At 72.6% G+C, this 26,819-nt stretch carries 22 protein-coding genes; 9 read left to right on the top strand and 13 right to left on the bottom strand.

Going from position 1 to position 26,819, the window contains the following annotated elements; all coding sequences use genetic code 11:
* Window positions 1-40: 40 nt before the first annotated feature.
* The 10 genes from DEJ43_RS35520 to DEJ43_RS35475 all read right to left on the bottom strand — a co-directional run bounded on the left by DEJ43_RS35520 (window position 41) and on the right by DEJ43_RS35475 (window position 10,374).
* Entirely contained in the window at window positions 41-1,135 is a 1,095-nt protein-coding gene (locus DEJ43_RS35520) for a baeRF3 domain-containing protein (protein ID WP_015038286.1), read from the bottom strand.
* A gap of 93 nt (window positions 1,136-1,228) precedes the next feature.
* Window positions 1,229-1,732 (bottom strand): DUF1269 domain-containing protein, encoded by a 504-nt coding sequence (locus DEJ43_RS35515; RefSeq protein ID WP_015038285.1) that lies wholly within the window; start codon window positions 1,730-1,732, stop codon window positions 1,229-1,231.
* Between the two features lie 136 nt (window positions 1,733-1,868).
* A complete protein-coding gene (locus DEJ43_RS35510) occupies window positions 1,869-3,014 on the bottom strand; it encodes an agmatine deiminase family protein (protein WP_015038284.1) in 1,146 nt (381 codons plus the stop codon).
* Complete coding sequence (locus tag DEJ43_RS35505; protein WP_015038283.1) at window positions 3,011-3,853, bottom strand: ABC transporter ATP-binding protein; 843 nt, start codon at window positions 3,851-3,853, stop codon at window positions 3,011-3,013. The genes DEJ43_RS35510 and DEJ43_RS35505 overlap by 4 nt, the downstream gene beginning before the upstream one ends.
* On the bottom strand, window positions 3,846-4,871 hold the full coding sequence (locus DEJ43_RS35500; protein WP_015038282.1) for an ABC transporter ATP-binding protein: 1,026 nt from the start codon (window positions 4,869-4,871) through the stop codon (window positions 3,846-3,848). Before DEJ43_RS35500 ends, DEJ43_RS35505 begins: the two co-directional genes overlap by 8 nt.
* Complete coding sequence (locus DEJ43_RS35495) at window positions 4,868-5,728, bottom strand: ABC transporter permease (protein ID WP_015038281.1); 861 nt, start codon at window positions 5,726-5,728, stop codon at window positions 4,868-4,870. Before DEJ43_RS35495 ends, DEJ43_RS35500 begins: the two co-directional genes overlap by 4 nt.
* Window positions 5,725-6,684 carry an ABC transporter permease gene (locus DEJ43_RS35490; RefSeq protein WP_015038280.1) on the bottom strand — a complete coding sequence of 320 codons (960 nt, stop codon included), beginning with the start codon at window positions 6,682-6,684 and terminating at the stop codon, window positions 5,725-5,727. Before DEJ43_RS35490 ends, DEJ43_RS35495 begins: the two co-directional genes overlap by 4 nt.
* A complete protein-coding gene (locus DEJ43_RS35485) occupies window positions 6,681-8,366 on the bottom strand; it encodes an ABC transporter substrate-binding protein (RefSeq protein ID WP_015038279.1) in 1,686 nt (561 codons plus the stop codon). Before DEJ43_RS35485 ends, DEJ43_RS35490 begins: the two co-directional genes overlap by 4 nt.
* 110 nt (window positions 8,367-8,476) lie before the next feature.
* Complete coding sequence (locus DEJ43_RS35480) at window positions 8,477-9,490, bottom strand: agmatine deiminase family protein (RefSeq protein WP_015038278.1); 1,014 nt, start codon at window positions 9,488-9,490, stop codon at window positions 8,477-8,479.
* 302 nt (window positions 9,491-9,792) lie between these two features.
* Window positions 9,793-10,374, bottom strand: a complete 582-nt coding sequence (locus tag DEJ43_RS35475) for a TetR/AcrR family transcriptional regulator (protein WP_015038277.1) — start codon at window positions 10,372-10,374, stop codon at window positions 9,793-9,795.
* A gap of 131 nt (window positions 10,375-10,505) precedes the next feature.
* Between DEJ43_RS35475 and DEJ43_RS35470 the strand changes: the two genes are divergently transcribed.
* From DEJ43_RS35470 to DEJ43_RS35455, 4 genes are all read left to right on the top strand, one after another.
* Window positions 10,506-11,120, top strand: coding sequence for a TetR/AcrR family transcriptional regulator (locus DEJ43_RS35470; RefSeq protein WP_051025984.1), 615 nt, complete (start codon window positions 10,506-10,508; stop codon window positions 11,118-11,120).
* Window positions 11,121-11,369: 249 nt separating this feature from the next.
* Window positions 11,370-12,554 carry an agmatine deiminase family protein gene (locus tag DEJ43_RS35465; RefSeq protein ID WP_015038275.1) on the top strand — a complete coding sequence of 395 codons (1,185 nt, stop codon included), beginning with the start codon at window positions 11,370-11,372 and terminating at the stop codon, window positions 12,552-12,554.
* Window positions 12,555-12,684: 130 nt separating this feature from the next.
* Window positions 12,685-13,509, top strand: coding sequence for a DUF4436 domain-containing protein (locus DEJ43_RS35460; protein ID WP_223831202.1), 825 nt, complete (start codon window positions 12,685-12,687; stop codon window positions 13,507-13,509).
* Window positions 13,510-13,611: 102 nt separating this feature from the next.
* The gene (locus DEJ43_RS35455; protein ID WP_041663257.1) at window positions 13,612-14,862 is read left to right on the top strand and encodes a serine hydrolase domain-containing protein; all 1,251 of its coding nucleotides are present in this window, start codon (window positions 13,612-13,614) and stop codon (window positions 14,860-14,862) included.
* 75 nt (window positions 14,863-14,937) lie between these two features.
* On the opposite strand, the gene DEJ43_RS35450 is transcribed toward DEJ43_RS35455, so the two are convergent.
* Window positions 14,938-15,390 carry an SRPBCC family protein gene (locus DEJ43_RS35450; protein ID WP_041664545.1) on the bottom strand — a complete coding sequence of 151 codons (453 nt, stop codon included), beginning with the start codon at window positions 15,388-15,390 and terminating at the stop codon, window positions 14,938-14,940.
* A gap of 192 nt (window positions 15,391-15,582) precedes the next feature.
* Here DEJ43_RS35450 and DEJ43_RS35445 point away from each other — a divergent pair, with 192 nt between their 5' ends.
* Together DEJ43_RS35445 and DEJ43_RS35440 are read left to right on the top strand one after the other, a co-directional pair.
* Window positions 15,583-16,392: a hypothetical protein gene (locus DEJ43_RS35445; RefSeq protein ID WP_233448028.1), complete on the top strand. Its 810-nt coding sequence runs from the start codon at window positions 15,583-15,585 to the stop codon at window positions 16,390-16,392.
* Window positions 16,393-16,706: 314 nt separating this feature from the next.
* Window positions 16,707-20,777: a bifunctional nitrate reductase/sulfite reductase flavoprotein subunit alpha gene (locus DEJ43_RS35440; protein ID WP_041663255.1), complete on the top strand. Its 4,071-nt coding sequence runs from the start codon at window positions 16,707-16,709 to the stop codon at window positions 20,775-20,777.
* 28 nt (window positions 20,778-20,805) lie between these two features.
* On the opposite strand, the gene DEJ43_RS35435 is transcribed toward DEJ43_RS35440, so the two are convergent.
* Window positions 20,806-21,549, bottom strand: coding sequence for an ankyrin repeat domain-containing protein (locus DEJ43_RS35435; RefSeq protein WP_233448027.1), 744 nt, complete (start codon window positions 21,547-21,549; stop codon window positions 20,806-20,808).
* A 187-nt stretch (window positions 21,550-21,736) separates the two neighbouring features.
* On the opposite strand from DEJ43_RS35435, the gene DEJ43_RS35430 reads away from it, so the two are divergent.
* From DEJ43_RS35430 to DEJ43_RS35420, 3 genes are all read left to right on the top strand, one after another.
* Window positions 21,737-22,828 (top strand): sugar ABC transporter substrate-binding protein, encoded by a 1,092-nt coding sequence (locus DEJ43_RS35430; RefSeq protein ID WP_015038268.1) that lies wholly within the window; start codon window positions 21,737-21,739, stop codon window positions 22,826-22,828.
* 99 nt (window positions 22,829-22,927) lie between these two features.
* The gene (locus DEJ43_RS35425) at window positions 22,928-23,713 is read left to right on the top strand and encodes an ATP-binding cassette domain-containing protein (RefSeq protein ID WP_015038267.1); all 786 of its coding nucleotides are present in this window, start codon (window positions 22,928-22,930) and stop codon (window positions 23,711-23,713) included.
* The gene (locus DEJ43_RS35420) at window positions 23,710-25,002 is read left to right on the top strand and encodes a sugar ABC transporter permease (protein ID WP_015038266.1); all 1,293 of its coding nucleotides are present in this window, start codon (window positions 23,710-23,712) and stop codon (window positions 25,000-25,002) included. The genes DEJ43_RS35425 and DEJ43_RS35420 overlap by 4 nt, the downstream gene beginning before the upstream one ends.
* A 27-nt stretch (window positions 25,003-25,029) precedes the next feature.
* Here DEJ43_RS35420 and DEJ43_RS35415 read toward each other — a convergent pair whose 3' ends face one another.
* Entirely contained in the window at window positions 25,030-26,697 is a 1,668-nt protein-coding gene (locus DEJ43_RS35415; protein WP_051026236.1) for a BCCT family transporter, read from the bottom strand.
* Window positions 26,698-26,819: the final 122 nt, after the last annotated feature.

The raw sequence follows: 26,819 nt of genomic DNA, 5'->3' as shown, positions 1-26,819 counted from the left end.
GGATGCTGCCTCTCCTCGTGTCCGGGGTGGGGTGTCGTGGTCAGTAGCGCAGGGCGGCGGCGATGCGGTCCATGTCGAGCAGCGTGTCGTCGCGGACGAACTGCACCTCGGCGCCGGTGTCCAGGGCACGTTCGACGATCTCGTCGACCATGTCGTCGCGTGCCTCGGGCTCGCCGGGTTCGGCGGGCTCCAGATGGCCGCCCTCGTCCCGTACGACGGTCCGGTAGTGGTCCTCGACGGCGAGCAGCCGGACGCGGCCCTCCCGCGCGGCCCGCCACACCTCGTCGATGCCGCCGGCGAACTCCCGTCGGCCCCGGGCCGCGTCGAGCTCGGCCATGACGGTGGCCGCCGCCGCGGCCTCGCGGGCGACGCGGGCGGGTTCGACGGCCTCCTGGACCGCCGAGGCCGGTCCGCGCGCGAGTCCGCCGTGGTGGAGGGGTACGGCGCCGGGCTGGAGCGGCCCGGTGTCCTCGAGGAGCGCGAGGGCGGCGGGTTCGCCGATCACGTACAGCGGCCGGGGCGCGGAGGCGAGGACGGCGCGCAGTGCCGTGTGCGCCTCGCGCAGGAACTGGCGGGTGGCCTCGTCCTGGAAGGTGCTCGGCAGGTCTCCGACGCGCTCCTTGCGCTCCGCGTCCGGGTCTTCGAGGCTGCGGGTGAGCGGGAATCCGTCGCCGGTGTGCTCGGTGGTCCGTTCGGGGCTGCCGCTCCAGAGCGAGACCCGGTCGGCCGCGACGGCCAGCGCCCAGGAGGGCTGCTCGGCGGCCTGGGCGGCGACGAGGTTGCGGGTGAGGAAGGTGTCCGCGAGGACGATCCGCTCGGGAACGGTCCGGGCGACCGTCCACACGTGGTGCTCCCCCGGGGCGACGAAGATCACCAGGCCGTCCTCGGCGTGGGCGAGGTCGATCTCGGCGACCGCGCGGCCCAGCTGGTCCATGACGTCCGCGCGCCGCTCCCGGGTCACCGCCGGGTCGTCCTGGACCGCCTTCTCGGCCGCGGCCACCAGGTTCCGGAGGCGTACGGGGTCCTGGGCGTTGTCCGGCTCGCGGCGGTGCGTCGGCATCAGGAGCGAGACCGCGGGGTACGGGCGGGGCTGTCGCAGCTTCGCGAGCACGTCGCTGCTGAGCGCGGGGTCCATGGGGAGCCTTCCTGGTCCTGCCGGTTCCGGCGTCCTGCGGGTTCCGGCGGTTCTGCGGGTTCCGGCGGTTCTGCGGGCGGGGCGGCGGGGCGGCTACGGGGAGTGCGGCTCCTGGGGGCCGGCGAGCTGCTCGGCGAGGTCCTTCTCGTCCTCGTCGCTGAGCGAGGTCTTCAGGACGGTGCCGCCGTGCGGCTGCATGGCCACCGTGAACTTGTCGTCGGTGATCTTCGACGCCATGATCACGACGGCTGCCGAGCCGGGGGTGAGGAGGTCCGCCACCTGCTGGCGGAACCGGTCGTCGACGCCCGACTTGCTGAGCTTGCCGACGAGGCCGCCGAGCGCGGCGCCGGTCAGCAGGCCGACGCCGGGCAGCAGGAAGAGCAGGCCGAAGATGGCTCCCCAGAGGGCGCCGGAGGCGGCGGAGACGCCGATGATCCGGCTGCTGGTGTCGACGTGGGTCCGCCCTTCGGCGTCCACGGACACGACGGCCAGACCGTTCAGGTGGACGACGTAGTCCCGCTGCAGGTCCTGCACCGTGGCGTACGCCTGCTCGGCCACCTGGGGATCGTCGTATCCGATGACGATGAGCTCAGCCATTCCCGTCTCCTCGGGCAAGGGGCCACGAGGTGCCATCTTGTCCCGATATATACGGGTTCGCGACTCGGTTGCTCCGTGCCGACCGGACCAGGACCGGCACGGAGCAACCGTGGAACCGCGCGCTGAAGGGCAGGCCCTAGGCGGCGGGCTGCTGCTGGGTGACGCAGTGGATGCCGCCGCCGCCCGTCCCGAGGCGGTCGATGTTCAGCTGCTCGATCACCCGGTCGGGGTAGAGCCGGGCCAGGGTGGCCTTCGCCGCCTGGTCCGCGCGGGTGTCACCGAAATGGGCGCTGATCACGGCGCCGTTGCACAGGTAGAAGTTGGCGTAGGAGGCGAGGAAGTCCGGGTTGGAGGAGCGGATCTTGTAGTAGTCGGGGCCCTGCAGCCGCATGGTGTCCATCGGGACGCGGGTGGCGGTCGTCGCGCCGGACAGGACGCTGAACTGCTGACGGGCGTCGCGGGCGTAAGCGTCGTTGTCGGAGGCGAGCGGCATCTGTACGAGGGCCTCGCCCGGCGCGAGGAAGCGGGAGGTGGCGTCGACGTGGTCGTCGGTGATGTCCTGCCCCCGGACGCCGTCGAACCAGATGACCTTCGACGCGCCGTACGCCGCGCACATCGCCGCCTCCAGCTGCCGCTCGGACACCCCGGGGTTGCGGTTGCGGTTCACCAGGCTGCTGCGGGTGGCCATGAGCGTCCCCGCGCCGTCCTGCTCGATGGCGCCGCCCTCGCCGACCAGGTCGGCGTAGGTGATCGGAACGCCCGCGTAGGACGCGACCCGGCCGGCCACGAGGGCGTCCCTGGCGTGGGTCTGCTTGTTGCCCCAGCCGTTGAAGTTGAGGCCGACCGCGTCCAGACCGCCGGCCCCGTCGGTACGGAAGACGGGTCCGCTGTCCCGCATCCAGCAGTCGTCGACGGGGATGGAGCTGATGACGGTGACCGTGGAGCCGCACAGCTGCCGGGCCTTGGCCGCGCTGCCGGAGTTGGCGCACATCACGACCGGCTCGTACTTCGCGACCGTACGGGCGATCAGGGCGATGTCCGCCTGGACCCCGCTCAGGGTGTTCCCCCAGATCGACGTGCTGTCCGGCCAGGCCATCCACGTACGGGTGTGCCGGGCGTCCTCGACCGGGACCCGGAAGGTCCCGGCCGCCGAGGCGGCACGGGCCCGGCCCTCGGTGGTGGTCGCGAGGGCCGCGCCGGCGGCGGTCAGACCGGCCGCGACGAGGAATCCCCGCCTGTTCAGGCCCCGTCGAACGGTCTTGTGCGCCTCGGGTCGGTTCACTTCTGCCTCCTGGGTGCTGGGTGGGCGGTGCGAGGGGGTGAGGTGAGCTCCTGGCGGGCGGCCGCGATCCGGTCCGGGTTCCAGCCGGGGCGCGGGACGGACTCCAGGAGCAGCCTGGTGTACGGGTGCTGCGGCGCGGCGAGCACCTCCGCGGTGCCGCCGGCCTCGACGACGCTGCCGTGGCGCATGACGAGGACCTCGTCGGTGACGCACCGGACCACGCCGAGGTCGTGGGTGATGAAGAGGTAGCCGATGGAGGTCTGGGCGCGGATGTCGGCGAGCAGGTTGAGGATCTGGGCCTGCACGGATACGTCGAGGGCGGCGACCGCCTCGTCGAGGACGAGGACGGCCGGCTCGACGGCGAGGGCCCGGGCGATGGCGACGCGCTGGCGCTGGCCGCCGGACAGCTGCCGGGGCAGGGCGTCGGCGGCGCGGCTGCCGAGGCCGACCTGGTCGAGGAGTTCGCGGATACGGGGCTCGGGGTCCCGGTCGGGGAAGTGCAGCCGCAGGGTCTCCCGCAGCACCTGGTCGACGCCGGTCCGCGGGTCCAGGGACAGGTAGGGGTCCTGGAAGACCATCTGGACCTCGCGGGCCCTGGCCAGCCGCTGTGCCCTGCCGCGGGCCCGGGCCGGCCTGGCCTCGCCCCGTACCCGTACCTCGCCGGCGTCCGCCCGCTCCAGGCCGACGACGATGCGGGCGGTGGTGGTCTTGCCCGAGCCGGAGCCGCCGACGATGCCGAGCGAGCCTCCTTCGGGCAGGGTGAAGGACACGCCGTCCACGGCGTGGACGGGGCCGAAGTCCCGCCGCAGGCCGACGGCTTCGAGGAGGGGTTCAGGCATCGACGACGCTCCCTTCGGCGGCGAGCCGGTCGCTGTGGTGGCAGGCGGCGAGGTGCGCCGCCGTCTCCTCGGCCGGTCGGGGTTCGGGCACGCTCTGCTCGCACACCTCGGTGGCGAGCGGGCAGCGGGCCGCGAAGGCGCAGCCGGTGAGGGAGGTCCGGAGGTCCGGCGGCTGCCCGGGGATGGCGGAGAGCGGCCCGCCGGGGGTGGTGAGCCGGGGTGTGGAGGCGAGCAGTGCTGCGGTGTACGGGTGGCGGGGGCCGGCGAAGAGGGCTTCGGCGGGCCCGGCCTCGGCGATCCGGCCGGCGTACATGACGTACACCCGGTCGCTGATCGCCGCCGCCAGGTCGAGGTCGTGGGTGACGAAGAGGAGCCCGGTGCCGAAGCGTTTCCGCAGCCGGGCGAGGAGGGCGATGACCTCCGCCTGGGTGGTGACGTCGAGCGCCGTGGTGGGCTCGTCGGCGAGGAGGAGCGCGGGGTCGCCCATGAGCGCCGCGGCGATCATGACCCGCTGGAGCATGCCTCCGGACACCTGACCCGGGTACTTCCCCAGGGCGGTTTCGTCCAGGCCGACCGCGTCGAGGAGTTCGACGGCGCGGGCGAGGGCGTCGGCCTTGCTCGTGGCGCGGGCCGAGCGGACGCCCTCGGTGAGGAAGTCGCCGATGCGGCGCAGCGGGTTCAGGGCGGCGCGCGGGTCCTGGAAGATCATGGCGACGGTGTCGGCGCGCAGGGCGCGCAGTCGGTCCGCGTCCAGGGCGAGGACGTCGTGACCCGACACGAGCACCGTGCCTTCGGTGACGGCACCCGGCGGCAGCAGGCCGAGGGCGCTGCGGGAGGTGAGGGTCTTGCCCGATCCGGACTCGCCGACGAGGGCGACGGTCTCGCCCGCGCCGACGGTGAGGTCGATGCCGTCGAGGACGGGCCGGGCGGTGCCGGGCAGGGTGATCCGCAGGCCCCGGACGTCCAGCGCGGGCGGGCCGGGGGTGTGCGCGGGGGGTGTGCTGGGGGACGGGGTCATCGGTCTCTCCTGGCGACGTGGTCGGCCCAGCGCTCACCGACCACGTTGAACGCGACGACGGTCAGGACGACGAAGAGGCACGGCAGGATCGCGGAGAGCGGGTAGCCGTACTGCACGGCGGTCTGCCCGTCGAAGACCATGCGGCCCCAGTCCGGGGTGAGCGGCGGTACGCCCAGACCGAGGAACGACAGGCCGGCCAGGTCCATCAGGGCGTAGCCGAAGTTGATGGTGGACTGGGCGAGGACGACGGGGGCGATGTTGGGAAGGACGTGGCGCAGACAGATCTGCGCGGCCGAGTGGCCCTGGACCTGGTAGGCGCTGACGTAGGGCCGGGCGCGCTCGGCCAGCACGAGCGAGCGGGTGAGCCGGCTGACGTAGGGCAGGTAGGCGAGGCCGAGCGCGAGGACGAGGGCGAGCAGCCCTTCTCCGTACACCGAGATGACGAGGACCGCGAGGAGCATCCCGGGGAAGGCGAAGACGAGTTCGGTGGCCCGGGAGAGGACGGAGTCGAGCCAGCCGCCGCGCCAGGCCGCCGCCGTGCCGAGGGCGACCCCGGCGACGGTGGAGAAGAGGACGACGCCGAGCGGCCCGAGCAGCGAGGTGCGGGCGCCGAGGAGGATCCGGGAGAGGGTGTCGCGGCCGGCCGCGTCGACGCCGAAGGGGTGCTCGGCGGAGGGCCCGGCGAGCGCGGCCCCCAGGTCGACGGCGTTGGGGTCGTGCGGGGCGAGCCAGGGTGCGAGGAGCGCGGCGGCGACGATGAGGCCGACCAGGCCGAGGCAGATCAGGTGGAGCGGTGAACGGCCGGACGGGGCGCGGAGTTTCGCGAGTACGGGCCGCCGGGTGAGTGCGGTGCTCATGCGTCCGCCCCTCTCGTGCCGAGGGTGATCCGGGGGTCGACGAGCGGCAGCAGGAAGTCGACGACCAGGTTCACCGCCATGAACAGGGCCACGATGACGAGGGAGATGGCCTGGACGGTCGGAAAGTCCTTGGTGGTGGTGGACAGTTCGAGGAGCTGGCCGATGCCGCCGATGCTGAACGCGGTCTCCACGAGGATCGTGCAGACCAGCAGGGTGGAGACGATCAGGCCGCCGGTGGTGAGGACGGTCCCGAGCGAGTTCCGCAGCACGTGCCGGCGGATGACCTGCCGCTCGGGGACGCCCCGGCTGCGGGCGACGGTGACGTGCTCGCCGGCGAGCGCTTCGAGCATGGCGGAGCGGGTGACCCGGGCGAGCATGCCGACGAGGTAGAGCGCGAGGGCGATCGCGGGGAGCGTCAGGTGCCAGATCTGGTCGAGGAGCCCGGCGCCCGCTCCCCCGCTGGGGAACCAGCCGAGCTTCACGGCGAACAGGCCCTGGAGCAGGACGGCGGCGACGAATGACGGGGTGCCGACGGCGAGGGTGGTGGCGACGAGGACGGCGGAGTCGGTGGCGCCGCCGCGTACGGCGGCGATCCGGCCGAGCAGCAGGCCGAGGGCGACCACCAGGACCAGTGCCATGGCGATCAGCAGCAGGGTGGTGGGCAGCCGGTCGGCGAGGAGCCGGGAGACGTCGGTGCGGTAGGTGAGCGAGCGGCCGAAGTCGCCCTGGAGCATGTCCCCGAGCCAGTTCAGGTAGCGCACCGCGAACGGGTCGTCGAGGTGGTACTGGGCGTTGACCGCGGCGAGCGCCTCGGGGGAGGCCGAGCGGCCGGAGAGGAGGAAGCTCGCGGGGTTGCCGGGCGCCAGGTACATCGCGCCGAAGACGACGAACGACGCGACGAGGAGGGTGGCCGCCATCTCGGCGACCCGCCGGACGGCGAATCTCAGGAAGTTCACGGCGCGGCCCCCACGTCGGCGGCCCACGGGTAGTACATGTAGGCGATGGTGGTGGGGGCGCCGGTGATCCTCTTGTTCAGGAAGAGGGCGGTGGGCCACTCCGCGACCGGGATCCACGGCAGTTGCTCGGCGGCCCGCTTCTGCAGCTCGGTCTCGATGCGGAGCCTGCTGTCGCGGTCGTAGGTGGCGGTGGCCCGGTCGACGAGGTCGTCGTACGCCTTGTCGCTGTAGCCCGCGAAGTTGAGGTAGGCGCCGGTCCTGAAGTTGGTGAGCAGGTCCAGCGGGTCGGTGATCGAGTCGTAGTAGGTGAGCGGGAACATGTCGATGCCCTCGCGCGCCTCCGGGTCGGTGAACAGGGCCGTGAAGGCGTTGGGGGCCACCGACTTGAGGGTGATGTTCAGTCCGATCCGGCTGCCCGCCGCCTGGACGGCGGTGGCGAGCAGCGAGACGTCCTGGCCGATCGAACTGGTCGCGACGGTCAGGGTCTTGCCGGTGGCGCCGGCCTCCTGGACGAGCGCGCGGGCCTTCTCGATGTCCCGCTCGGTGGGCGGCAGTCCGGCGAAGGCGGCCTCCCGGACCTGCGGTGAGGCGCCCGCCCAGACGGCTTTGGTGGTGAGGGAGTTGGTGACGGTGCCCGCGCCGCCGAGACCCGCCTTCACGAAGCCGGAGCGATCGAGGGCGAGCGAGAGGGCACGGCGGACCCGGACGTCGCCGAGCGGGCCCTTCATGTCGGTGACGTTGACGTTGACGGTGCTGAGGCTCTCGCCGAAGTAGAGGGTTCCGACGCCGCTGGTCCTGAGCCGGGCGTAGCTCTCGGTCGGGATCAGGTAGCCGCCGTCGGCCTCGCCGCTGAGGAGGGCGTTCGTCCGGGCGGTGGGGTCGGTCAGGAAGCGGAAGACGACCTTGCCCGCCTTGGCCCGGGTGCCCCAGTAGCCGTCGAAGCGGTCGAGCTCCAGCGACTGGCCCTTCTGCCAGGCGCCGAGGGAGAACGGGCCGGTGCAGGCCAGGCCGCCGGACGTGCCGTAGTCCTTGCCGGCGGCGATCACCCCGGCCTTGGAGGCGACGACGCCGGCGGCGGTCGCCATGTACTGCGGGAACTGGGAGTCCGGCTTCTTGAGCTTGACGGTGACCTGCAGCGGGCCGGTCTTCCGTACGGACGAGACGTTCTCGAAGTTCTGCGCCCAGGCCGCCGCGTTCTCCGGGTCCATCTGGCGGCCGAGGCTGAAGACCACGTCGTCGGCGCTCATGGTCCGGCCGTCGTGGAAGCGGACCCCGCGCCGCAGGTCGTACACCCAGGTGGTCGGGTCGGGGTTGGAGGCTTTCTCGGCGAGGCCCGGTTCGAGGGTGAGGCCCGGGGTCCAGCGCATCAGGCTCTCGCACACGTTGGCGAGGATCGTGTTCTGCGGGTAGTCGAAGGCCACGGTGTGGTCGAGCGTCGGCGGCTCGGCGTACACGGCCCAGGTGAAGGAGTCGATGTCGCCTGCGGGCTTCGGAGTCCCGGCGGAGAGCTGGTACGAGCCGGGACCGGCCGTCCCGTCCCGGGGCGGTCCCGCGCAGGCGGCGAGCACGGCGACCGAGGACAGCACCGCGAGCGTCGCCCGCGCGGCCGCCGCAGGGACGGACCGGCCGCGGAGCGGGCCGGGGCGGCGTCGGGAGACGCGGGGTGGGGGTGCGGGTGTCATCGTCGCGCTCTCTCTTTCGTTCGTACGCAGGGGGTGACGCGGGTGGGGACGCGCGCCGCCGTCAGGCGGTGGGAGGTGCGACGGGGGCGCGGGGCGGGAGACGGCGGGCGTCAGGCGGTGGGGCGGGCCGCCGGGACCTGCTGGGTGATGCAGTGCACGCCGCCGCCGCCCCACGCGATCACCGGTGCCCGGACGCCGACGACCTTGCGGTCCGGGTAGGCGGCGGAGATGACGTCGAGCGCGGCCATGTCCTGCGGCACTCCGGCGACGGGGACCACGACACCGCCGTTGGCGACGTAGTAGTTGAGGTACGAGACCTCCACCTGTCCCCCGGCGACCTCGGCGAACGCGACCTGGGGAACGTCGACGATCTCCAGGGCGCGGCCCCGGGCGTCGGTGGAGACCTCCAGGACGGCGCGGTTGGCGCGCATCCGGGCGTAGTCGGGGTGCGCGGGGTCGTCCGGCAGCGAGACGACGACCTTGCCGGGGGCCGCGAAGGCGCAGACGCCGTCGACGTGGCCGTCGGTCTCGGTGTCGAGCAGTCCGCCGTACGGGAGCCAGATCACCTTGCTGACGCCGAGCCGGCCCTTGAGCTCGGCCTCGATCTGCTCGCGGGTCAGGTCCGGGTTGCGGTTGGGGTGGAGGAGGCACTGCTCGGTGGTGATGAGGGTGCCCTCGCCGTCGACGGTGATCGCCCCGCCCTCCAGGATCATGTCGGAGGCGATGCGGTCGACGCCGAGGTGCTCCAGGAGGAGGGCGCTGACCCGGTCGTCGGAGTCGTACGGGTGGTGCTTGCGGCCCCAGGCGTTGAAGCGGAAGTCGACACCGGCGCGGCGTCCGTCGCCGTCCAGGACGAAGATCGGCGCGGAGTCGCGGAACCAGGAGTCGTCGAGCGGCAGTTCCACGACGGTGACGTCCGCGCCGCAGCGGGCGCGGGCCTCGTCGCCGGCGCCGGGCGGGGCGACCATGGTGACGGGTTCGAAGCGGGCGACGGCGCGGGCGACGTCCGCGTACTCCTGCTGCACGGCGTCGAGGACGTCGTGCCACAGGTCGACGCGGGTGGGCCACGCCATCAGGCAGCCCTCGTGCTCGGACCATTCGGCGGGCATCCGGTACGTGCTCATCGGTGTCTCATTTCGATCGGTGGAAGGATCGTGGCCCTTACTGAATTTTCAGTCAAGACCATGGGTATGAAAAGGAACAGGGAGAGGCAGAGGAAGGGGGGGAAGGGGGAGGCGGAGTGGGGCGGGCCTCTCGTCTGGGTCCACGACGCCGCCCGCGGGCCGAGCAGGGCGGGCGGCGGGACCTCGCGATGCCCACACTGTGGCACTGACTGAAAAGTCAGTCAAGAGTCAAGTCAGGGGGAGACCCGCAAGGGCGCGGACATGAACAACGGGTGGTCGCGCGGCCCGCGACCGACGCCCGGCTACGGCTGCCGCAGGGCGGCCAGCTCGACGTCGACGGCCTCCCGCAGCAGGCTCCGCGCGTGCTCGATCGCGAGGCCACCGCTCAGCCAGCGCATGCTCAGGCCCTCCAGGAGGGCGGTGAGCCGCTCGGCCGCCGAGGCGAGCACGGCGGCCGGCGCCATCGGCTGGACCTGGCCCAGGAGCGCGGCCACCTCCTGCACCCAGACCAGGGTCGCCCGGGCCAGGTCCTCACGCAGGACCGGGTCGAACACGGCGCTCGCCCGCAGCTCGCCCCAGGCCGAGCTGTTCTCCCGTACCTCCGGCGTGTCCTGGAGCTCCAGGAGGAGCACCTCGTCGAGTTCCTCGCGGGGGCCGAGCGGCTCCGCGTCGGGGTCCCGCGAGGTGGTGTACCGCTCCGCGCGGTCGTTGATGAACTCCAGCGTGTGCCGCAGGATCCCGGTGCGGTCCTTGAAGTGGTAATAGATCAGGCCGGTGGAGACACCGGCCTCCGCGGCGAGTTCCTCCACACGGAGTCCGCGCACCCCGCGCCGGGCGATCAACCGGGCGGCCGCTTCCAGGATCTGAGTACTGCGAGACGACATGCCGTGAACCCTATCCGGACGGCGGAGCGGTGCGATCACCCGAGTACGGCCAGATGCGCCTATTGACTAAAGTTTCAGTCAACAGACAGGCCCGGGCGTGTGGCCCGGGAACCGGAGAGAAGGAGTGCGGGATGAAGGACCGGAGACGGGCCATCCTGGAGGCGGCCGCCCTGGTGATCGCACGCCGTGGCGTGCGCGGGCTCCGGGTCGACGAGCTGGCCGCCGAGGCGGGTGTCTCCAAGGCGCTCGTCTACTACCACTTCGAGGACCGCGCGGGTCTGCTGCGCAGCACGCTGGAGTTCATCGGCGCCCGCGCGGAGCGGTACACCCGCGGCGATCCCGCCGACCCCCGCGAGCCCGGGCCGCCGCTGGAGGAGCTGGAGCGGAGGCTGCTCCTCGAGCTCCAGGAAGTGCCCGAGGTGCGGGAGAACAGCACGGCGTGGGGCGAGCTGCGGGCCGGCGCGGTCTTCGACCCCGAGCTGCGGGAGGAACTCGCGCGGGCACGGGCCGACTGGGTCCGCGAGGTCGCGGACCTCCTCGGCCTGGCGGTCCCCGCGGCCCCGGAAGCCCGTCTCGTCACCGCGGCGGAGCGGCTCACCGCCCTCCTGGAGGGCCTGAGCACCCGTTGGCTGATCGGCGTCCTGCCGGTGGGCCACGCGCGCGAGCTGCTGCGGCAGGGAATCGCGGCGGAGGCACGGGCCCTCCTGGCGCTGCCGGACCGCCGGGCCGTGTGCACGACGGGGTGACGGACGCGGGCGGGGGCGAACGCTGACAGGGGGCGGAAGCGGGCGGGCGGTTTGACTGAAAATCCGGTCAGTGTCAGAGTGGCGGCACGGCCCACCCCCACTCACACCCCGGGCGCCCGGACGCGTACTCCCGGTACGCGGCCGCCCGTGTGAGGCCCAGGCCCGCGAATCCCGCCGCGCCGCGTGTGTGTCACCGCGACCCGCCCGCCGTCGCTGGATAGTCTCGCCAGCCCATGATCGGAGCACAGCGTGTCCCACCTCCCTCCCTCCCGGCGTACGACCCTGCGCGCCTTCGCCGGTATCGGCGGCGCCCTCGCCCTGGGGGCCGCGGCCTGCGGTCCCGACGCGTCGGGACCGGCCGGCGCCACCGGCACCCCGACCCGCCCCGCCACCGGGTCGGGCAGCCCCGCGGCCGCGCGCGGTGAGCGTCGCTTCGGCGCCGAGTGGGACAGCCACACCCGTACGTTCATGTCGTGGCCCGCGCTCGCCTCCGTCTGGGAGGACGACCTGCCCTTCGTACGGGAGGACATCGCCCGGATCGCCCGCGCGGTCGCCGAGTACGAGGCCGTCGTCATGATGGCCAGGCCGGACCAGGTCGCGGCCGCCCAGCGGGCGTGCGGCTCCCAGGTCGAGGTCATCGCGCTGCCGGTCGACGACCTGTGGGCGCGCGACACGGTGCCCGTCTTCGTGGAGGACGGGGGCGAGCTCCTCGGCGTCGACTTCAACTTCAACGGCTGGGGTGGGAAGCAGGAGCACACCAACGATGCCGAGGTCGGCCGGCTGCTGCTGAAGAAGTACGGCATCCCCCGCGAGGAGGCGCCGCTCGTCGCCGAGGGAGGCTCCTTCGAGACCGACGGCGAGGGCACCCTCCTCGTCACCGAGAGCTCGATCGTCAACGACAACCGGAACCGGGGGAAGACCCGCGACCAGATCGAGGACGAGCTGATCGAGACGCTCGGCGTGGAGAAGGTCGTCTGGTTCGCCGGAGTGCGCGGCCAGGACATCACCGACGCACACGTGGACAGCCTCGTGCGGTTCACCGCGCCCGGGGTGGTCCTGCTCGACCAGGCCTTCCCCGGCTCCCCCGCCGACTCGTGGTCACGCTCCGCCGACCAAGCCCGCTCCGTCCTGGAGAAGGCGACCGACGCGCGCGGCCGGCGCTTCGAGATCGTGGACCTGCCGCAGCCGGACCTCGCCCGGATCACCGGTGAGGGCGACGACTTCGTGTCGACGTACGCCAATTTCTACGTGGCCAACGACTCCGTCTTCATGCCGAGGTTCGGCGACCGGAAGGCCGACGACCGGGCCCGGGGCATCCTCCAGGAGCACTTCCCCAAGCGGGACGTCGTGCAGGTGCAGATCGACACCATCGCGTCCGGTGGCGGCGGCATCCACTGCGCGACCCACGACCAGCCGGGCAAGCCCGCCGCCTGACCCCCGCGGAAGCCGCCGACGGCGGCGGCGTCCGCCCCGCCCCCCGTCCTCTCCCCCACCCCGGAGCGCGGCCGTGTCCCTGAAACGACGTCATACGCGGGCCCCCGGCGGGCCACTGAGTGGGGCACTCGTGCTGCTCGCCGTCGCGGCGGCCGCCCTCTGCGGGCTGTGGCTCCAGTTCGGCGAGCGCCAGGACCTGGACACCCGGTTCACGGCCGGCGGGCAGGCTCCCGACCGGATCGACATCGACGCGTCCGTCCAGCGCGTCGACGCGACCGGCCGGGAGCTGGTCCTGCGGGTCCTCGTCACCCCGCGCGGCGCGCTCGCGGAGGCCGGCGGCATCTCCCCCACCGAGGACCTGACCCTCCAGACCTCGTCCGCCGTCCGGGGTGACCTCAGCTTCCCCGCCCACGGTCGGATCGCGACCGTCGAGGTGCCCGTCGCGCTGACCGGCGGCGCGGTCACGGACTACCCCTTCGACGCCTACGAGACGGAGATGGAGTTCGGCGCCGTGCAGGGCGGCCGGACCGTTCCCGTCCGGATGACGCTCTCCAACCGGGACGCGCTGTTCTCGCTCGCCGTGGACACCGCGGAGGTCAACGGCGCCGCGGTGTTCTCGGCGGAGGTGGCGCGGTCCCGGAGCGTGCTCGTGTTCGCCGTCTTCATGATGCTGGCCATGTGGGCGCTCACCGTCGCCGTCCTCATGGGCGGCCGGCACCTCGTCCGGCGGCGCATGGGCCTCACCTGGCCCGCCCTGGGCTGGATGGCCGCCACGCTGTTCGCCCTGGCGGCCTTCCGCAACACCGCGCCGGGGGCGCCGCCCATCGGCAGCCTCCTCGACTACCTCGCCTTCTTCTGGGCCGAGACGCTCATCGCGTTCTGTGTGACCGTGGTCGTCGTCCGGGCCGTACGGGCGGAGGGCCCGCCGCCGCCGAGGGACGCGTCCGCGCCGTGACTGCTCCGTCGGCGGTGTCGCCTGCCCCAGTCGGGCGTGTTCGGCGGCGGTTGCGGAGTGTTCGGCGCGTCGGAGCGTCCGCCCCCGGACATAGTGCGGGGCATGACACACACCCCCCTCACTCCGCGCACGCGCAGGCGTGCGCGGTCCCGCAGGGCTCTGCTCTGCGCCGCGCTCCTCGCCCTCACCGTCCAGACGACCGCCGTCGCGCCGGCGCTCGCCGACGGGCACGGCGGCCGGGGCGGGTCGGACTGCGTACGGACCCAGGGCCGGCCGGACGGCGCCGCGGGCCGGGTCCTGGACATCACCCGCAAGGCCAAGTCCGACCTCCGGCTGAACGCCGTTCAGGTGCGGGTCACCCTCGACGGGCGCGAGGTGCTCACCGACGCGCTCGGCCAGTCCATGACCGGTGTCCCGGCGGAGCCGGACATGCATTTCCGGGCCGGTTCGGTGGCCTTCGCCCACATCGCCACGACCCTGCTCAAGCTGGTCGAGGAGCGGCGGGTCCGGCTCGACGACACGGTGGAGCGCTGGCTGCCCGACCTGCCGAAGGCGGACCGGATCACCCTGCGCATGCTGGCGAGCAACACGACCGGACTCCACGACTACGTCACCGACCCCGCCTTCGGCAAGGAGCTCACGGCGAACCCGTTCCGGGCGTGGACCCCGAAGGAGCTGGTGGCGTTCCCGCTGCGCCACTCCTTCTGGTACGAGCCGGGCAAGAGCTGGAGCTACTCCCACGCCAACTACGTCTACCTGATCAGAGCCCTGGAGAAGATCACCGGGGTACGGATCGACCGCCTGGTGCGGGAGAAGGTGACGGGGCCGCTGGAGCTGCGCGACACGCAGAACAACTTCACGCCCGAGATCCCGCGTCCGGTCCTGCACGCCTTCACCTCGGACCGCGGCCTCTACGAGGAGTCCACCTTCTGGAACCCCTCGTGGACCACCGCGCCCGGCGCGGTCATCACCACCCACATCTGCGATCTCGCGCGCTCGGCGGAGGCCATCGGCAGCGGCGAGCTCCTCTCACCGCGCTCGTACCGCACCCTGATCAATCCCGGGACCGTCGGTCTCGGCGGCGGGACGAGGACGTGTCCCGCCTCGATCTGCCTGAAGCAGACCGAGGCCAAGCACTTCGGCCTCGGTGTCATCGTGGTCAACAACTGGGTCGTACAGAACCCGTCGTTCTCGGGGTACGCGGCGATCCAGGCGTATCTGCCGTCCAAGCGGCTCGCCATCGCGGTCTCCTCGACCAAGACGGCGGACACGCCGGACGGCAACACGGCGGAGGTCGTCGCCACGCGGATCGCGGCCGCGCTCGCGCCGGGTGATCCGCTCGCGATCAGCTGAGCCCGAGGCCGCCCGAGGCCCCTGGCCGGGGTTCCGCCGTCCGGCGGGGTCCCGGCCGGCGGCCCGGGCCGGCCGTCAGGCGGTTGCGCCGCTCTCCAGGATGCCCTTCAGGGTCCGTTCGTCCTTCGGCATCTCCTTGCGCGCGTGCGGCCGGACGACCAGCGGGACGGCGGCCTTGCCGACGCCGTGGCCCTCGAAGTCGAGGGAGATCGTCACGCGGGAACGCTCCCCGTCGTCCAGCGGCTCGATCGTGCCCCGGACGTCGGCGCGCACCGGTCCGTCGATGCCGTGCACGTGCCAGCGGCGCGGCGGATCCAGCTCGATGATCTGCATGGTCGAGGTGAACTCCCGCCGCCCGAGCCGCCTGGTGACGGCGACCTTGGAGCCGGTCGCGAGGGGCTCGCTGCCCATCTTCCGGACCGAGACGGCGCTCTCCTGCCATTCGGGCAGGTGGGTCGGGTCGGTGACGTAGGAGAAGACTTCCGCGGGCCTGCGGGAGATGTCGATGGTTTCGGTGATGACAGGCATGGCGCCCTCTTCGACCCCCACATGGGCTTGGTGCTTCATACAAATGGTCCCATGGGCGGCCGGGCGCCGCCACCGCCCGGGGCCGCTCCGGGCGCGGCCGGGGCGGCGATCTGAGTAGCGGTACTCATGCCGCCGGGCGGGCCCTGGCAGGACCATGTCGCCAGGGTGGTGGGGCGGCGCGGAGGGGGCGGCATGAGCAAGGTCGTGGGTGTGTTCGTGGCGGCGGGGCTCGCGGTCGGCGCGCTGGTCCTCGCGTACGTGGTGGGGGTGCCGCCCGGCACGCTGCTCGCCGTGGGGGCGGGCGCCCTCGGGCTGCTCTGGCTCCTGCTGCTGCTCACGGCGCCGTGGAACCTGTACTTCCGCGCGCAGGCGGTCCTCGGGGAGATCGCCGTCAGCCGGGAGAAGGGCATCGCCGTCTCCCCCGAGCGGGACGCCGAGACCCGGCGCATCGCGCGCGTGATGCTGCGGGTGGCCGTCGCCGGGCACGTGGTGACGGCCGGCGCGGCGCTCGCCGTGGCCCTGGCGACCGGCCGCGAGGCGGGCCACTGGTTCGCCGGGTTCTTCCTCCTGAGCACGTTCTTCCGCCCGGCGGGCACGTACTTCGGCCGGCTGCGGCGCAGGCTCCGCGTGCTGCTCCGGGACGTGACGTTCCCGCGTGACGACGTGGTGGCGCTGACCGGGCGGGTCGCCGCCCTGGAGAGCGGCGCCTCGGTGCTCGACGGCAAGGCCGAGGAGCAGTACCGGGCCCTCGCCGAGCTGCGCCGTACGGTGGACGCCGTCGCCCTCTCGGCCCACGGACGCGCGGACGAGACCGACCGGCGGATCGCCGCGCTGGCGCGGGAGTTCGAGTCGACGGTGAACCGTCTCACCGACAACGAGGAGATCATCACGGGCCTCAAGGCCTTCCTGCGGCTCCTGCGCGCCACGGACGCCACGACGGACGTCACGACGGGCGTCACGACGGGCGTCACGGACGTCGCCGGGGGCGCCGCCAGGTCCTGACGGCCGACGGGTCACGTCCGGGTCCGGGGTCCACGCGCGCGTACCCCGGTCCGGGTCCACGCGCGCGTACCCCGGTCCGGGTCCACGCGCGCGTACCCCTGGTTCTCACACCGGGCCCGGCACCGCTGTGTGGCCGGTGTTACGGCCCATGATCGGCTGGGGTGACACAGGTGTAACGGGCATTTCGTACGGTCGGGGCTCGAACGGTTCCACAGAGAGGCGCCCCGGTGACCCCACAGGACACGCCGTCCCCCCGGGCCGGTGCGCCCGAGCAGGTGCGGACCGTCTGCTCGTACTGCGGTGTGGGATGCGGGATGCTTCTCGACGTGGGCCTCGGGCCCGACGGACGCCGGACGGTCCTGAAGGCCACGGGCGACAAGGACCACCCGGCCAACCAGGGCCGGCTGTGCACCAAGGGCGCGACGACCGCCGAGCTGCTCGCGGCCCCCGGGCGTCTGACGACCGCGCTCGTACGGCACGAGCGCGGGGCCGGCCTCGTCCCCGCCGACACCGACCGGGTCCTCACCGATACCGCGCGCCGGTTGCGCGCGATCGTCGACGAGCACGGGCCGGACGCCGTCGCGCTGTACGTCTCGGGCCAGCTGAGCCTGGAGGCGCAGTACCTCGCGAACAAGCTCGCCAAGGGCTTCATCGGGACCCCTTGGATCGAGTCCAACTCGCGGCTCTGCATGGCGAGCGCCGGCACCGGCTACAAGCTCTCGCTCGGCGCCGACGGTCCGCCCGGCTCGTACGACGACCTGGACCAGGCCGATGTCTTTCTCGTCATCGGCTCCAACATGGCCGACTGCCACCCCGTTCTGTTCCTCCGCATGATGGAGCGCGTCAAGGCCGGGGCGAAGCTGATCGTCGTCGACCCGCGGCGCACCGCCACCGCCGAGAAGGCCGACCTGTTCCTGCGGATCAGGCCGGGCACGGACCTCGCGCTGCTCAACGGGCTGCTGCACCTGCTCCACGAGAACGGGCACACCGACGCCGGTTTCATCGCCGCCCACACCGAGGGCTGGGAGGCGATGCCCCCGTTCCTCGCGGACTACCCGCCCGCCGCCGTCACCCGCGTCACCGGCATACCCGAGCAGGACATCCGTTCGGCCGCCGAGTGGATCGGCACGGCCGGCGAATGGACCAGCTGCTGGACCATGGGCCTCAACCAGTCCACTCACGGCACCTGGAACACCAACGCCCTGGTCAACCTGCACCTGGCGACCGGCGCGATCTGCCGCCCCGGCTCGGGCCCCTTCTCGCTGACCGGCCAGCCCAACGCGATGGGCGGCCGCGAGATGGGCTACATGGGCCCCGGGCTCCCCGGCCAGCGCTCGGCCCTGGTCGCCGAGGACCGGGCCTTCACCGAGGAACTCTGGGACCTGCCCCCGGGCACGATCCGCGAGGACGGCTCCGGCCAGGGCACCGTCGACCTTTTCCGGCGCATGGCCGACGGGGAGATCAAGGCCTGCTGGATCATCTGCACCAACCCGGTCGCCTCCGTCGGCAACCGTTCCACCGTCGTCGAAGGCCTGCGGGCCGCCGAACTCGTCATCACCCAGGACGCGTTCGCCGACACCGAGACCAACGCCTACGCCGACGTCGTGCTGCCCGCGGCCCTCTGGACCGAGACCGAGGGCGTGCTGGTCAACAGCGAACGCAACCTCACCCTCGCCCGCCCGGCCGTCGACCCGCCGGGCGAGGCCCTCGCCGACTGGCGGATCATCGCCCGGGTCGCCCACGCGATGGGGTACGAGAAGGCCTTCTCCTACGACAGTGCCGAGGAGGTCTTCGAGGAGATCAGGCGCGCCGGGAACCCGAAAACCGGGTACGACCTGAGCGGGGTGTCGTACGAGCGGCTGCGCACCACTCCCGTGCAGTGGCCGGCCGCGAGCGGAGGGCCGGCGCGGAACCCCGTCCGGTACGTGCGCGGCTCCGGCTCCGACGCGGCGGGCTCCGACTCGGCCGGCTCCGGGGGCCCCGTGTTCCCCACCGCGAGCGGCCGCGCGGTCTTCCACGCCAGGCCGCACATCGACCCGGCCGAGATGCCCGACGACGACTACCCGTTCGTCCTCAACACCGGCCGGCTCCAGCACCAGTGGCACACCCTCACCAAGACCGCGAAGGTCGCCAAGCTCAACAAGCTCAACCCGGAGCCCTTCGTCGAGCTGCACCCCGAGGACGCCCTGCGGCAGGGCGTCACGGACGGCGATCCCGTGGAGATCGCCTCCCGGCGCGGCAGGGCCGTGCTCCCGGCGGTGGTCACCGACCGGGTGGCGCCGGGCAGTTGCTTCGCCCCCTTCCACTGGAACGACCTCTTCGGCGCGGACCTGAGCGTCAACGCCGTCACCAACGACGCCGTCGACCCGCTCTCCTTCCAGCCCGAGCTGAAGGTCTGCGCGGTGCGGCTGACGAAGTCGCCCGTCCCCGCGGCCACGACCCGAGCCCCCGAGGCCCCCGAGCCCGTCCCGGTCCCCGGGGTGGTGATCCCGGCCGGCGGCCCGGCGCCCGGTCCCGCCGCGGCCTTCGGGCTGGACCCCGCACCGCCGCCGGTGCTGACCGCCGAGGAGCGGCAGTACCTCGTGGGCTTCCTCGCCGGTCTGGAGACGGGCGCGCCCGGCGTCCCCGTCCTGCCGCCGGGGGCGCCGTTCCGCGAGGACCACGCCCGCTGGGTGAACGGTGTCCTGGCCGGCCTGTACTCCCGCGCGCCGCAGGCCCCGGCCGTCGGCGCCGCGGCCACGGCGGGCCGCGAGGTCGTCGTCCTGTGGGCCTCGCAGACCGGCAACGCCGAGGACTTCGCGGCGGCGGCCGCCGAGCGGCTCCTGTCGGCCGGCCACCGGGCGGCGCTCGCGGGAATGGACGAGACCGACCTCACGGCGCTGCCGCCGGCCGCCGACCTCCTGCTCATCACCAGCACGTTCGGGGACGGGGACGCGCCCGACAACGGCTCGGGCTTCTGGGACGCGCTGGCCGCGCCCGACACCCCGCGCCTCGACGGGCGCCGCTACGCGGTCCTGGCCCTCGGGGACTCCTCGTACGGGGACTTCTGCGGGCACGGGCGGCGCCTGGACCATCGCCTCGACGAACTCGGCGGCGTCCGGCTCGCTCCCCGTACGGACTGCGAACCCGACTACGAGCCGTCCGCACTCGCCTGGCTCGACCAGGTCCTCGCCGGTCTGTCGGAGACGGCGCGGGCTCCCGAGGCCGCGCGGGCCTCCGCGCCGGCCCCGGTACCCGGGCCGACCGCCGCGCCCGCCCGCCGGTCCGGGCCCGTCACCACACCGGCCCGGCTGGTCGGCAACCGGCTGCTCAGCCTGCCGGGCGCGGGCAAGGAGGTGCGCCGTTTCACCTTCGACACCAGCGGGACCGGGGCGCCGCTCAGCTACGAGGCCGGGGACGCCCTCGGGGTGCGGCCCGTCAACTGCCCGGAGCTCGTGGCCGAATGGCTGGCGGTGACCGGACTCGACGCGGACTCCGCCGTGGCGCTCCCCGGTCACGGCCCTGTCCCGTTCGGCGAGGCCCTGCACCGTCACCTCGACATCACGCGGGTCACCCCGGCCCTCCTCGGCTTCGTCACCGAGCGGACCGGGGACCGGGACCTGAAGCGGCTCCTGCGGCCCGACAACAAGGACGGCCTGGCCCGGTGGACCTGGGGCCGGCAGGCGGTGGACGTCCTCGCCGAGCACTCCGTACGCGCCACGGCGCAGGACTGGGCGGACGTGCTGGGACGGCTCGTGCCACGGCTGTACTCGATCTCGTCGAGCCCGCTCACCGACCCGCACCAGGTGTCCCTGACCGTCTCCGTCGTACGCTACGAGAACCTTCGCGGGCGGCCCCGCAAGGGGGTCTGCTCGCCGTTCCTCGCCGATGCCGAACCGGGCGCCCCGGTGCCGGTGTTCGTCCGGTCCGCCCCGCACTTCCGGCCCCCGGCGGACCCCAGCACGCCGATGGTGATGGTCGGTCCCGGTACGGGCGTGGCCCCGTTCCTGGGATTCCTCGACGAGCGCCGGGCGCTCGGCCACCGGGCCCCGAACTGGCTGTTCTTCGGCGAGCAGCACCGCGCCACCGACTTCTACTACGCCGAAGAGCTCACCGGGTTCCTCGCCGACGGCACCCTGGACCGGCTCGACACCGCCTTCTCCCGTGACCAGCGGACGAAGGTGTACGTGCAGGACCGGATGCGGGAGCGCGGACCGCAGCTGTGGTCCTGGCTGCAGTCGGGCGCGCACTTCTACGTGTGCGGCGACGCGGCGCGGATGGCGAAGGACGTCGACCGGGCGTTGCGTGACATCGCGGTCACCCATGGCGGCCTCGACGAGGAGTCGGCGGGGGTCTACGTCAAGCAGCTGGCGGCGGACAGGCGGTACGTCCGGGACGTGTACTGACGTGTACCGAGGCCCTGCGGCACGTCGGTCACCCGGTGCGGGGCCGTGCGCCGCGGGCCGTGAGCCAGGCGACGACCTCCTCGGCGTTCTCGGCGCGGGCGACGTCGAGCGGGGTGAGGTCGTTCCAGCCGATCCAGTCGATGTCCGCGCCGGAGTCGAGCAGGAGGGCAGCGGTGGGCAGCCGGCCGCCCTCGCAGGCACCCCAGAAGGCCTGGGTGATCTCCTCGGGCGAGGGTGGCGGGGTCGCGGTGAGGCGGGCCTCGACCCGGTCGAGGAGGCCGAGGGTGGCGGCGTCCTGGAAGGTGGGGCGGGCGCCGAGTTCCAGCAGGCGGCGGGCGGCGCGCCACTGTCCGAAGGCGCGGGCGTCGGCCAGCGGCGTGCCGTCGGCGATGACGCCGCCGTCGGCCTCGATGTCGGCTCCGGCGGTGACCAGCGCGTCGATCATCGGGACGTCGTCGTTGCTCGCCGCCCAGTGCAGCGGCGTCTCGCGGTGGGCCCCGGTGAAGCGGGCGTCGGGGTCGGCCCCGGCGGCGACCAGCAGGGCGACGGTCTCGGGGCCCCGGGGCCGGTGACCCGGCCAGTCGGTGGCGAGGTGGAGGAGGGTCCGCCCGCCGGGGCCGCGGCCCTCCCGGTCCTCGACGACCCGGGCCCGGGCGAGCCCGGGGTGCGCGGCGAGCAGACCGCGCAGGGTGTCGAGGTCGCCGGTGGTGACGGCCTCGGTGACGGCGAGGGCGAGGGGGTCGCGGGAGGCGAGGGTCAGAGGCGTCGGCACGGACGCCAGGGTGCCCCACCCCGGGGCGTCGGCGCACGGCCGGGGCATCGGCGCACGGCCGGGGCGGTGCCGGCTCACCCGCTTGCCGGTCCCCAGCTTGACGCTAATGTCGATATATAGGCCACATGTGCATCCTCGTTCCCGCGCTCACCCGGCGGCGGGAGGGGGCGTACGGAAGGAGCCTCCCATGACCCGTACATTGCGGGGCGCGATAGCCCTCGCGGGAGCCACCGCCCTCTGCCTCGGAGTGGTGGCGACCAGCGGGGCCGTCCAGCCGGACGCGGGATCGGCCGCTCAGGGCGACGTGAGGATCGGTCTGCTGCTGCCGGAGAGCAAGACCACGCGGTACGAGAAGTTCGACCGGCCGTACATCGAGGCCAAGATCAAGGAACTGGCTCCGAACGCCCAGATCGACTACTACAACGCGGCCGAGAGCGCCACGACCCAGCAACAGCAGGTGAACACGGCGCTCGCCAAGGGCGACAAGGTCCTCATCCTGGACGCCGTGGACGCCAAGTCGATCCAGTCGTCGGTGCAGAAGGCCCGGGACGCGGGCGTGAAGGTCGTGGCGTACGACCGTCTCGCGCAGGGCCCGGTCGACGCGTACGTCTCGTACGACAACCGCAAGGTGGGCGAGCTGCAGGGCAAGGCGCTCCTCGACGCGCTCGGCGACAAGGCCGGGAGCGGCGAGATCGTGATGCACAACGGGTCGCCGACCGACCCGAACGCGGCCGAGTTCAAGGCCGGCGCGCATTCGGTCCTGGACGGCAAGGTGAAGATCGGCAAGGAGTACGACACGCCGAACTGGGACCCGAACAACGCCAACCAGCAGATGTCCGGCGCGATCAGCGCCCTGGGCAAGGACAAGATCGTCGGGGTCTACTCGGCCAACGACGGCCTGGCCGCCGGCATCGCCACCGCCCTGAAGGCGGCGGGCATGAACGTGCCGCTGACCGGCCAGGACGCCCAGCTCGACGCGATCCAGCGGATCCTGCTCGGCACCCAGACGATCACCGTCGAGAAGCCGTACAAGCCGGAGGCCGACATCGCGGCCACGATGGCCGTGAACCTCGCCGAGGGCAAGGCGCTGCCGGCCGACCTGACGCCCACCACCGTCACCAGCGGCAGCGGCGAGAAGGTCCCGGCCAACCTGCTCACTCCGGTCGTGGTCGACAAGACCAACATCAAGGACACCGTCGTCAAGGACGGCCTCTACACGGTCCAGGAGATCTGCACCCCGACGTACGCCGCTGCGTGCAAGGACGCCGGCCTCCAGTAGCCGCGTCCGGATTCCATCCCGTCGCGCGACGGCCCTTCCGCCCCGCCCCCACGGGGCGGAGCGGCCCGCGCGGGCGGGCGAGCGGAGGAGGCGGTTCCGGTGTCGGAATCACCCGTGCTCTCCCTGCGGGGGATCTCCAAGCGGTTCGGCGCGGTCCAGGCGCTGAAGGACTTCGACCTGGACGTGCACGCCGGTGAGGTGGTCGCCCTCGTCGGCGACAACGGCGCCGGCAAGTCGACCGCCGTCAAGTCCATCGCCGGGGTGAACCCGCCCGACGAGGGCGTCATCACCTGGGAGGGGAAGCCGGTCTCCATCCACCGGCCGCACGACGCACAGAACCTCGGGATCGCCACCGTCTACCAGGACCTGGCCCTGTGCGACAACCTCGACGTGGTCGCCAATCTCTTCCTCGGCCGCGAACTGCGGCGCTTCGGCGTCCTGGACGAGGTCCGGATGGACCAGCGGGCGCGCGAGCTGCTCGACACCCTGTCGATCCGCATCCCGAGCGTCCGCATCCCCGTCGCCTCCCTCTCCGGCGGTCAGCGCCAGACGGTGGCGATCGCCCGCTCCCTCATCGGCGCGCCGAAGGTCGTCATCCTGGACGAGCCCACCGCCGCCCTCGGCGTGGAGCAGACGGCCGAGGTGCTCGACCTCGTCGAGCGGCTCCGCGAGCAGGGCCTCGGCACCATCCTGATCAGCCACAACATGGTGGACGTGATGGCGGTCGCCGACCGGATCGCGGTGATGCGGCTCGGCCGGAACAACGGCTTCTTCGACAAGCGCTCCACGACGACCGAGGAGATCATCTCGGCCATCACCGGGGCCACCGACAGCGCCGTCACCCGCCGCCAGGCGCGCAAGCGGGAGCAGGAGGAGGAGCGATGAAGCGCGACCGAGGCCGCGGCCCCTCCCCCGCCGACGACACCGCGAGCCAGGAACCGGCACCGGGCGCGGTGCCCGCCGTCGACGCCCGCCTCCTCGTCCGCGAGGAGGGGGTCAAGGGATACGTCGACGAGTTCCGGCGCAAGATGCGCAGCGGCGAACTCGGCTCACTGCCCGTCGTCCTCGCGGTGATCATCATCTGGACCGTGTTCGGCAGTCTGAACAGCACGTTCCTCTCGGCGCAGAACCTGTCCGACCTCAGCCAGCAGATCGTCGGCACGGGCATGATCGCGGTCGGGATCGTCTTCGTCCTGCTGCTCGGCGAGATCGACCTGTCGGTCGGCTCGGTGAGCGGACTGTGCGCCGCGATCTTCGCCGTGCTCAACGTCCTGAACGGCATGAACGAGTGGCTCGCGCTGCTCGTCGCGATTGCGGGCGGTGCGGCCGTCGGGCTGATCCACGGGTTCTTCTTCGCGAAGGTCGGCGTCCCGGCGTTCGTGGTGACACTGGCGGGCAACCTCGCCTGGAACGGACTGATGCTCCAGGTGCTCGGCACCAGCGGCACGGTCAACATCCCCGGCGAGAGCATCGTCTCCAAGCTGTACTCGACGATCTACCACAGCCCGGCGGCCGCCTATGTGACGGCGGCGGTCGGGGTCGGACTGTTCCTGGCGGCCTCGCTCCTGGACGCCCAGCGGCGGCGGGCCGCCCGGGTGCCGTTCCGGCCGGTCGGCGAGATCGTCCTGCGGACCGTCGTGATCGCGGCCCTCGCGTTCGCCGCGGCGTACATCCTCAACCAGTACCAAGGCCTGCCGCTGGCGCTCCTCATCTTCCTGATCCTGCTGGTGCTCCTGGACTTCGTGCTCCGGCGCACCACGTACGGCCGCCGCATCTTCGCGGTCGGCGGCAACATCGAGGGCGCGCGCAGGGCGGGCATCAGCGTGGCGTTCGTCCGGATGAGCGTGTTCTCGATCGCCGGGACGATGGCGGCGATCGGCGGCATCTTCCTGGCGGGCCAGATCCAGTCGGCCAGTCAGACGTCCGGCGGCGGCAACCTCCTGATGAACGTGATCGCCGCGGCCGTCATCGGCGGTACGAGCCTCTTCGGCGGCCGCGGCTCGGTGTGGTCGGCGCTGCTGGGTGCGCTGGTGATCGGCTCCATCCAGTCGGGCATGAACATCATGGGTGTCAGCAACGCCGTCCAGTTCATGATCACGGGTTCGGTCCTGCTGGCCGCCGTGGTCGTCGACTCCCTGTCCCGCAGGACCCAGAAGGCCGCCGGCCGGGCATGAGCGGTCACGGCCCGGGAGCCGGGTGGGTCAGGGGTCGCCGGCGTCCTGGGTGCCCGGGCCGATCCTCAGCTCGAAGTCGCCGTCGTACTGCTCGTGGCCGGCGATCACGGCGAGTTCGACGACCTCGACGCCGACCTCGCCCCGGACGATCAGCGGGTCCTTGCGGAGGTCCCGCATCAGGGCGACGCACATGCCGATCATCACGAGGACGAACGGCGCCGCGACCAGGATGGTGAGGTTCTGCAGGCCCGCGAGGGCGTCGCCCTGGCCGTCGCCGATGAGGAGCATGATGGCGGCGACGGCTCCGGTCACCACGCCCCAGAAGACCACCTCGGGGCGGGTGGGTTCGAAGGCGCCCCGCTGGGAGAGCGTGCCCATCACGATCGATGCGGCGTCCGCGCCCGACACGAAGAAGATGCCGACCAGGATCATCACGAGCAGACTCATCGCACCGGCGATCGGGAACTCCTGGAGCACGCCGAAGAGTTGCCCCTCCGGGGTGCTCTCCCCCGCCAGATCGCCCTGCTCGCTGAGCTTCATCGCCGTGCCGCCGAAGACGGCGAACCAGATCAGACTGACCGTGCTGGGCACCAGGATGACTCCGCCGACGAACTGCCGGATGGTCCTGCCCCGGCTGATCCGCGCGATGAACATGCCGACGAAGGGCGTCCAGGAGATCCACCAGGCCCAGTAGAAGACCGTCCAACTGCCGAGCCAGTCGTGGATGTTCGCCCCGCTGGTCGCCTCCGTGCGGCCGGCGAGCTGCGGCAGGTCGCCGAAGTAGGCGGCGAGCGAGGTGGGCAGCAGGTCGAGCACGATGATGGTGGGGCCCGCGACGAACACGAAGACGGCGAGGATCGCGGCGAGCACCATGTTGATGTTGGAGAGCCACTGGATGCCCTTCTCCACCCCCGACACCGCGGAGAGGACGAAGGCGACGGTCAGGACGGCGATGATGGCGACGAGCAGCCCGGTGCCCGTCTTCTCCATCCAGCCCAGCTCCTCGAAGCCGCTGCCGATCTGGAGCGCGCCGAGCCCGAGCGAGGCGGCCGAGCCGAACAGCGTGGCGAAGATCGCCAGGATGTCGATGACCCGACCGGGTCCGCCGTACGCGCGCTTCTCCCCCATCAGCGGGACGAAGACGGCGCTGATCGTCTGCCGGCGCCGCTTGCGGAACGTCGAGTACGCGATGGCGAGTCCGACGACGGCGTAGATCGCCCACGGGTGGAGCGTCCAGTGGAAGAGCGTGGTGGCCATGGCCGTCTGCATCCGCTCGGCCGAGTCCACGGGATGGGTGCCGGGCGGCGGGGTGCCGTAGTGCGCGAGCGGTTCGCTCACGCCGTAGAACATCAGGCCGATCCCCATGCCCGCGCTGAACATCATGGCGATCCACGACACCGTCCGGAACTCCGGCCCCTCGCTCTCCTGGCCGAGGGTGATCCGGCCGTAGCGGCTGATGGCCAGCCAGAGCGCGAAGACGACGAAGCCGGACGCGGCCAGCATGAACGCCCAGCCGCCGTTGCGGATCAGCCCTTCGAGGAGGTCGCTCGACGCCTTCTCCAGGCTTTCCGTGGCCGTGGCGCCCCAGACGACGAAGGCCACGGTCAGGACGGCGGTGACGCCGAAGACGATCCGGTCGGTACGGGCACGGTGGTGCTGGTCCGGACGTCCGGGGAGGTCCGCCGTCACCGGCAGCCCTTCCCGGCCGGTCCGTTCGGCCCCCGCTCGGCGACCCTCCGGCCCCTGTTCTTCCTCTGACACAGATGACACCTTTCGCGGCAATGCCGTATTTCATCTCAAACGTGACGATGTCTCTG

It is taken from the genome of Streptomyces venezuelae ATCC 10712 (assembly GCF_008639165.1).
GTDB lineage: Bacteria > Actinomycetota > Actinomycetes > Streptomycetales > Streptomycetaceae > Streptomyces > Streptomyces venezuelae.
Note: the sequence above shows the minus strand (reverse complement) of the source record. Positions and strands in the feature narration are given on the sequence as shown.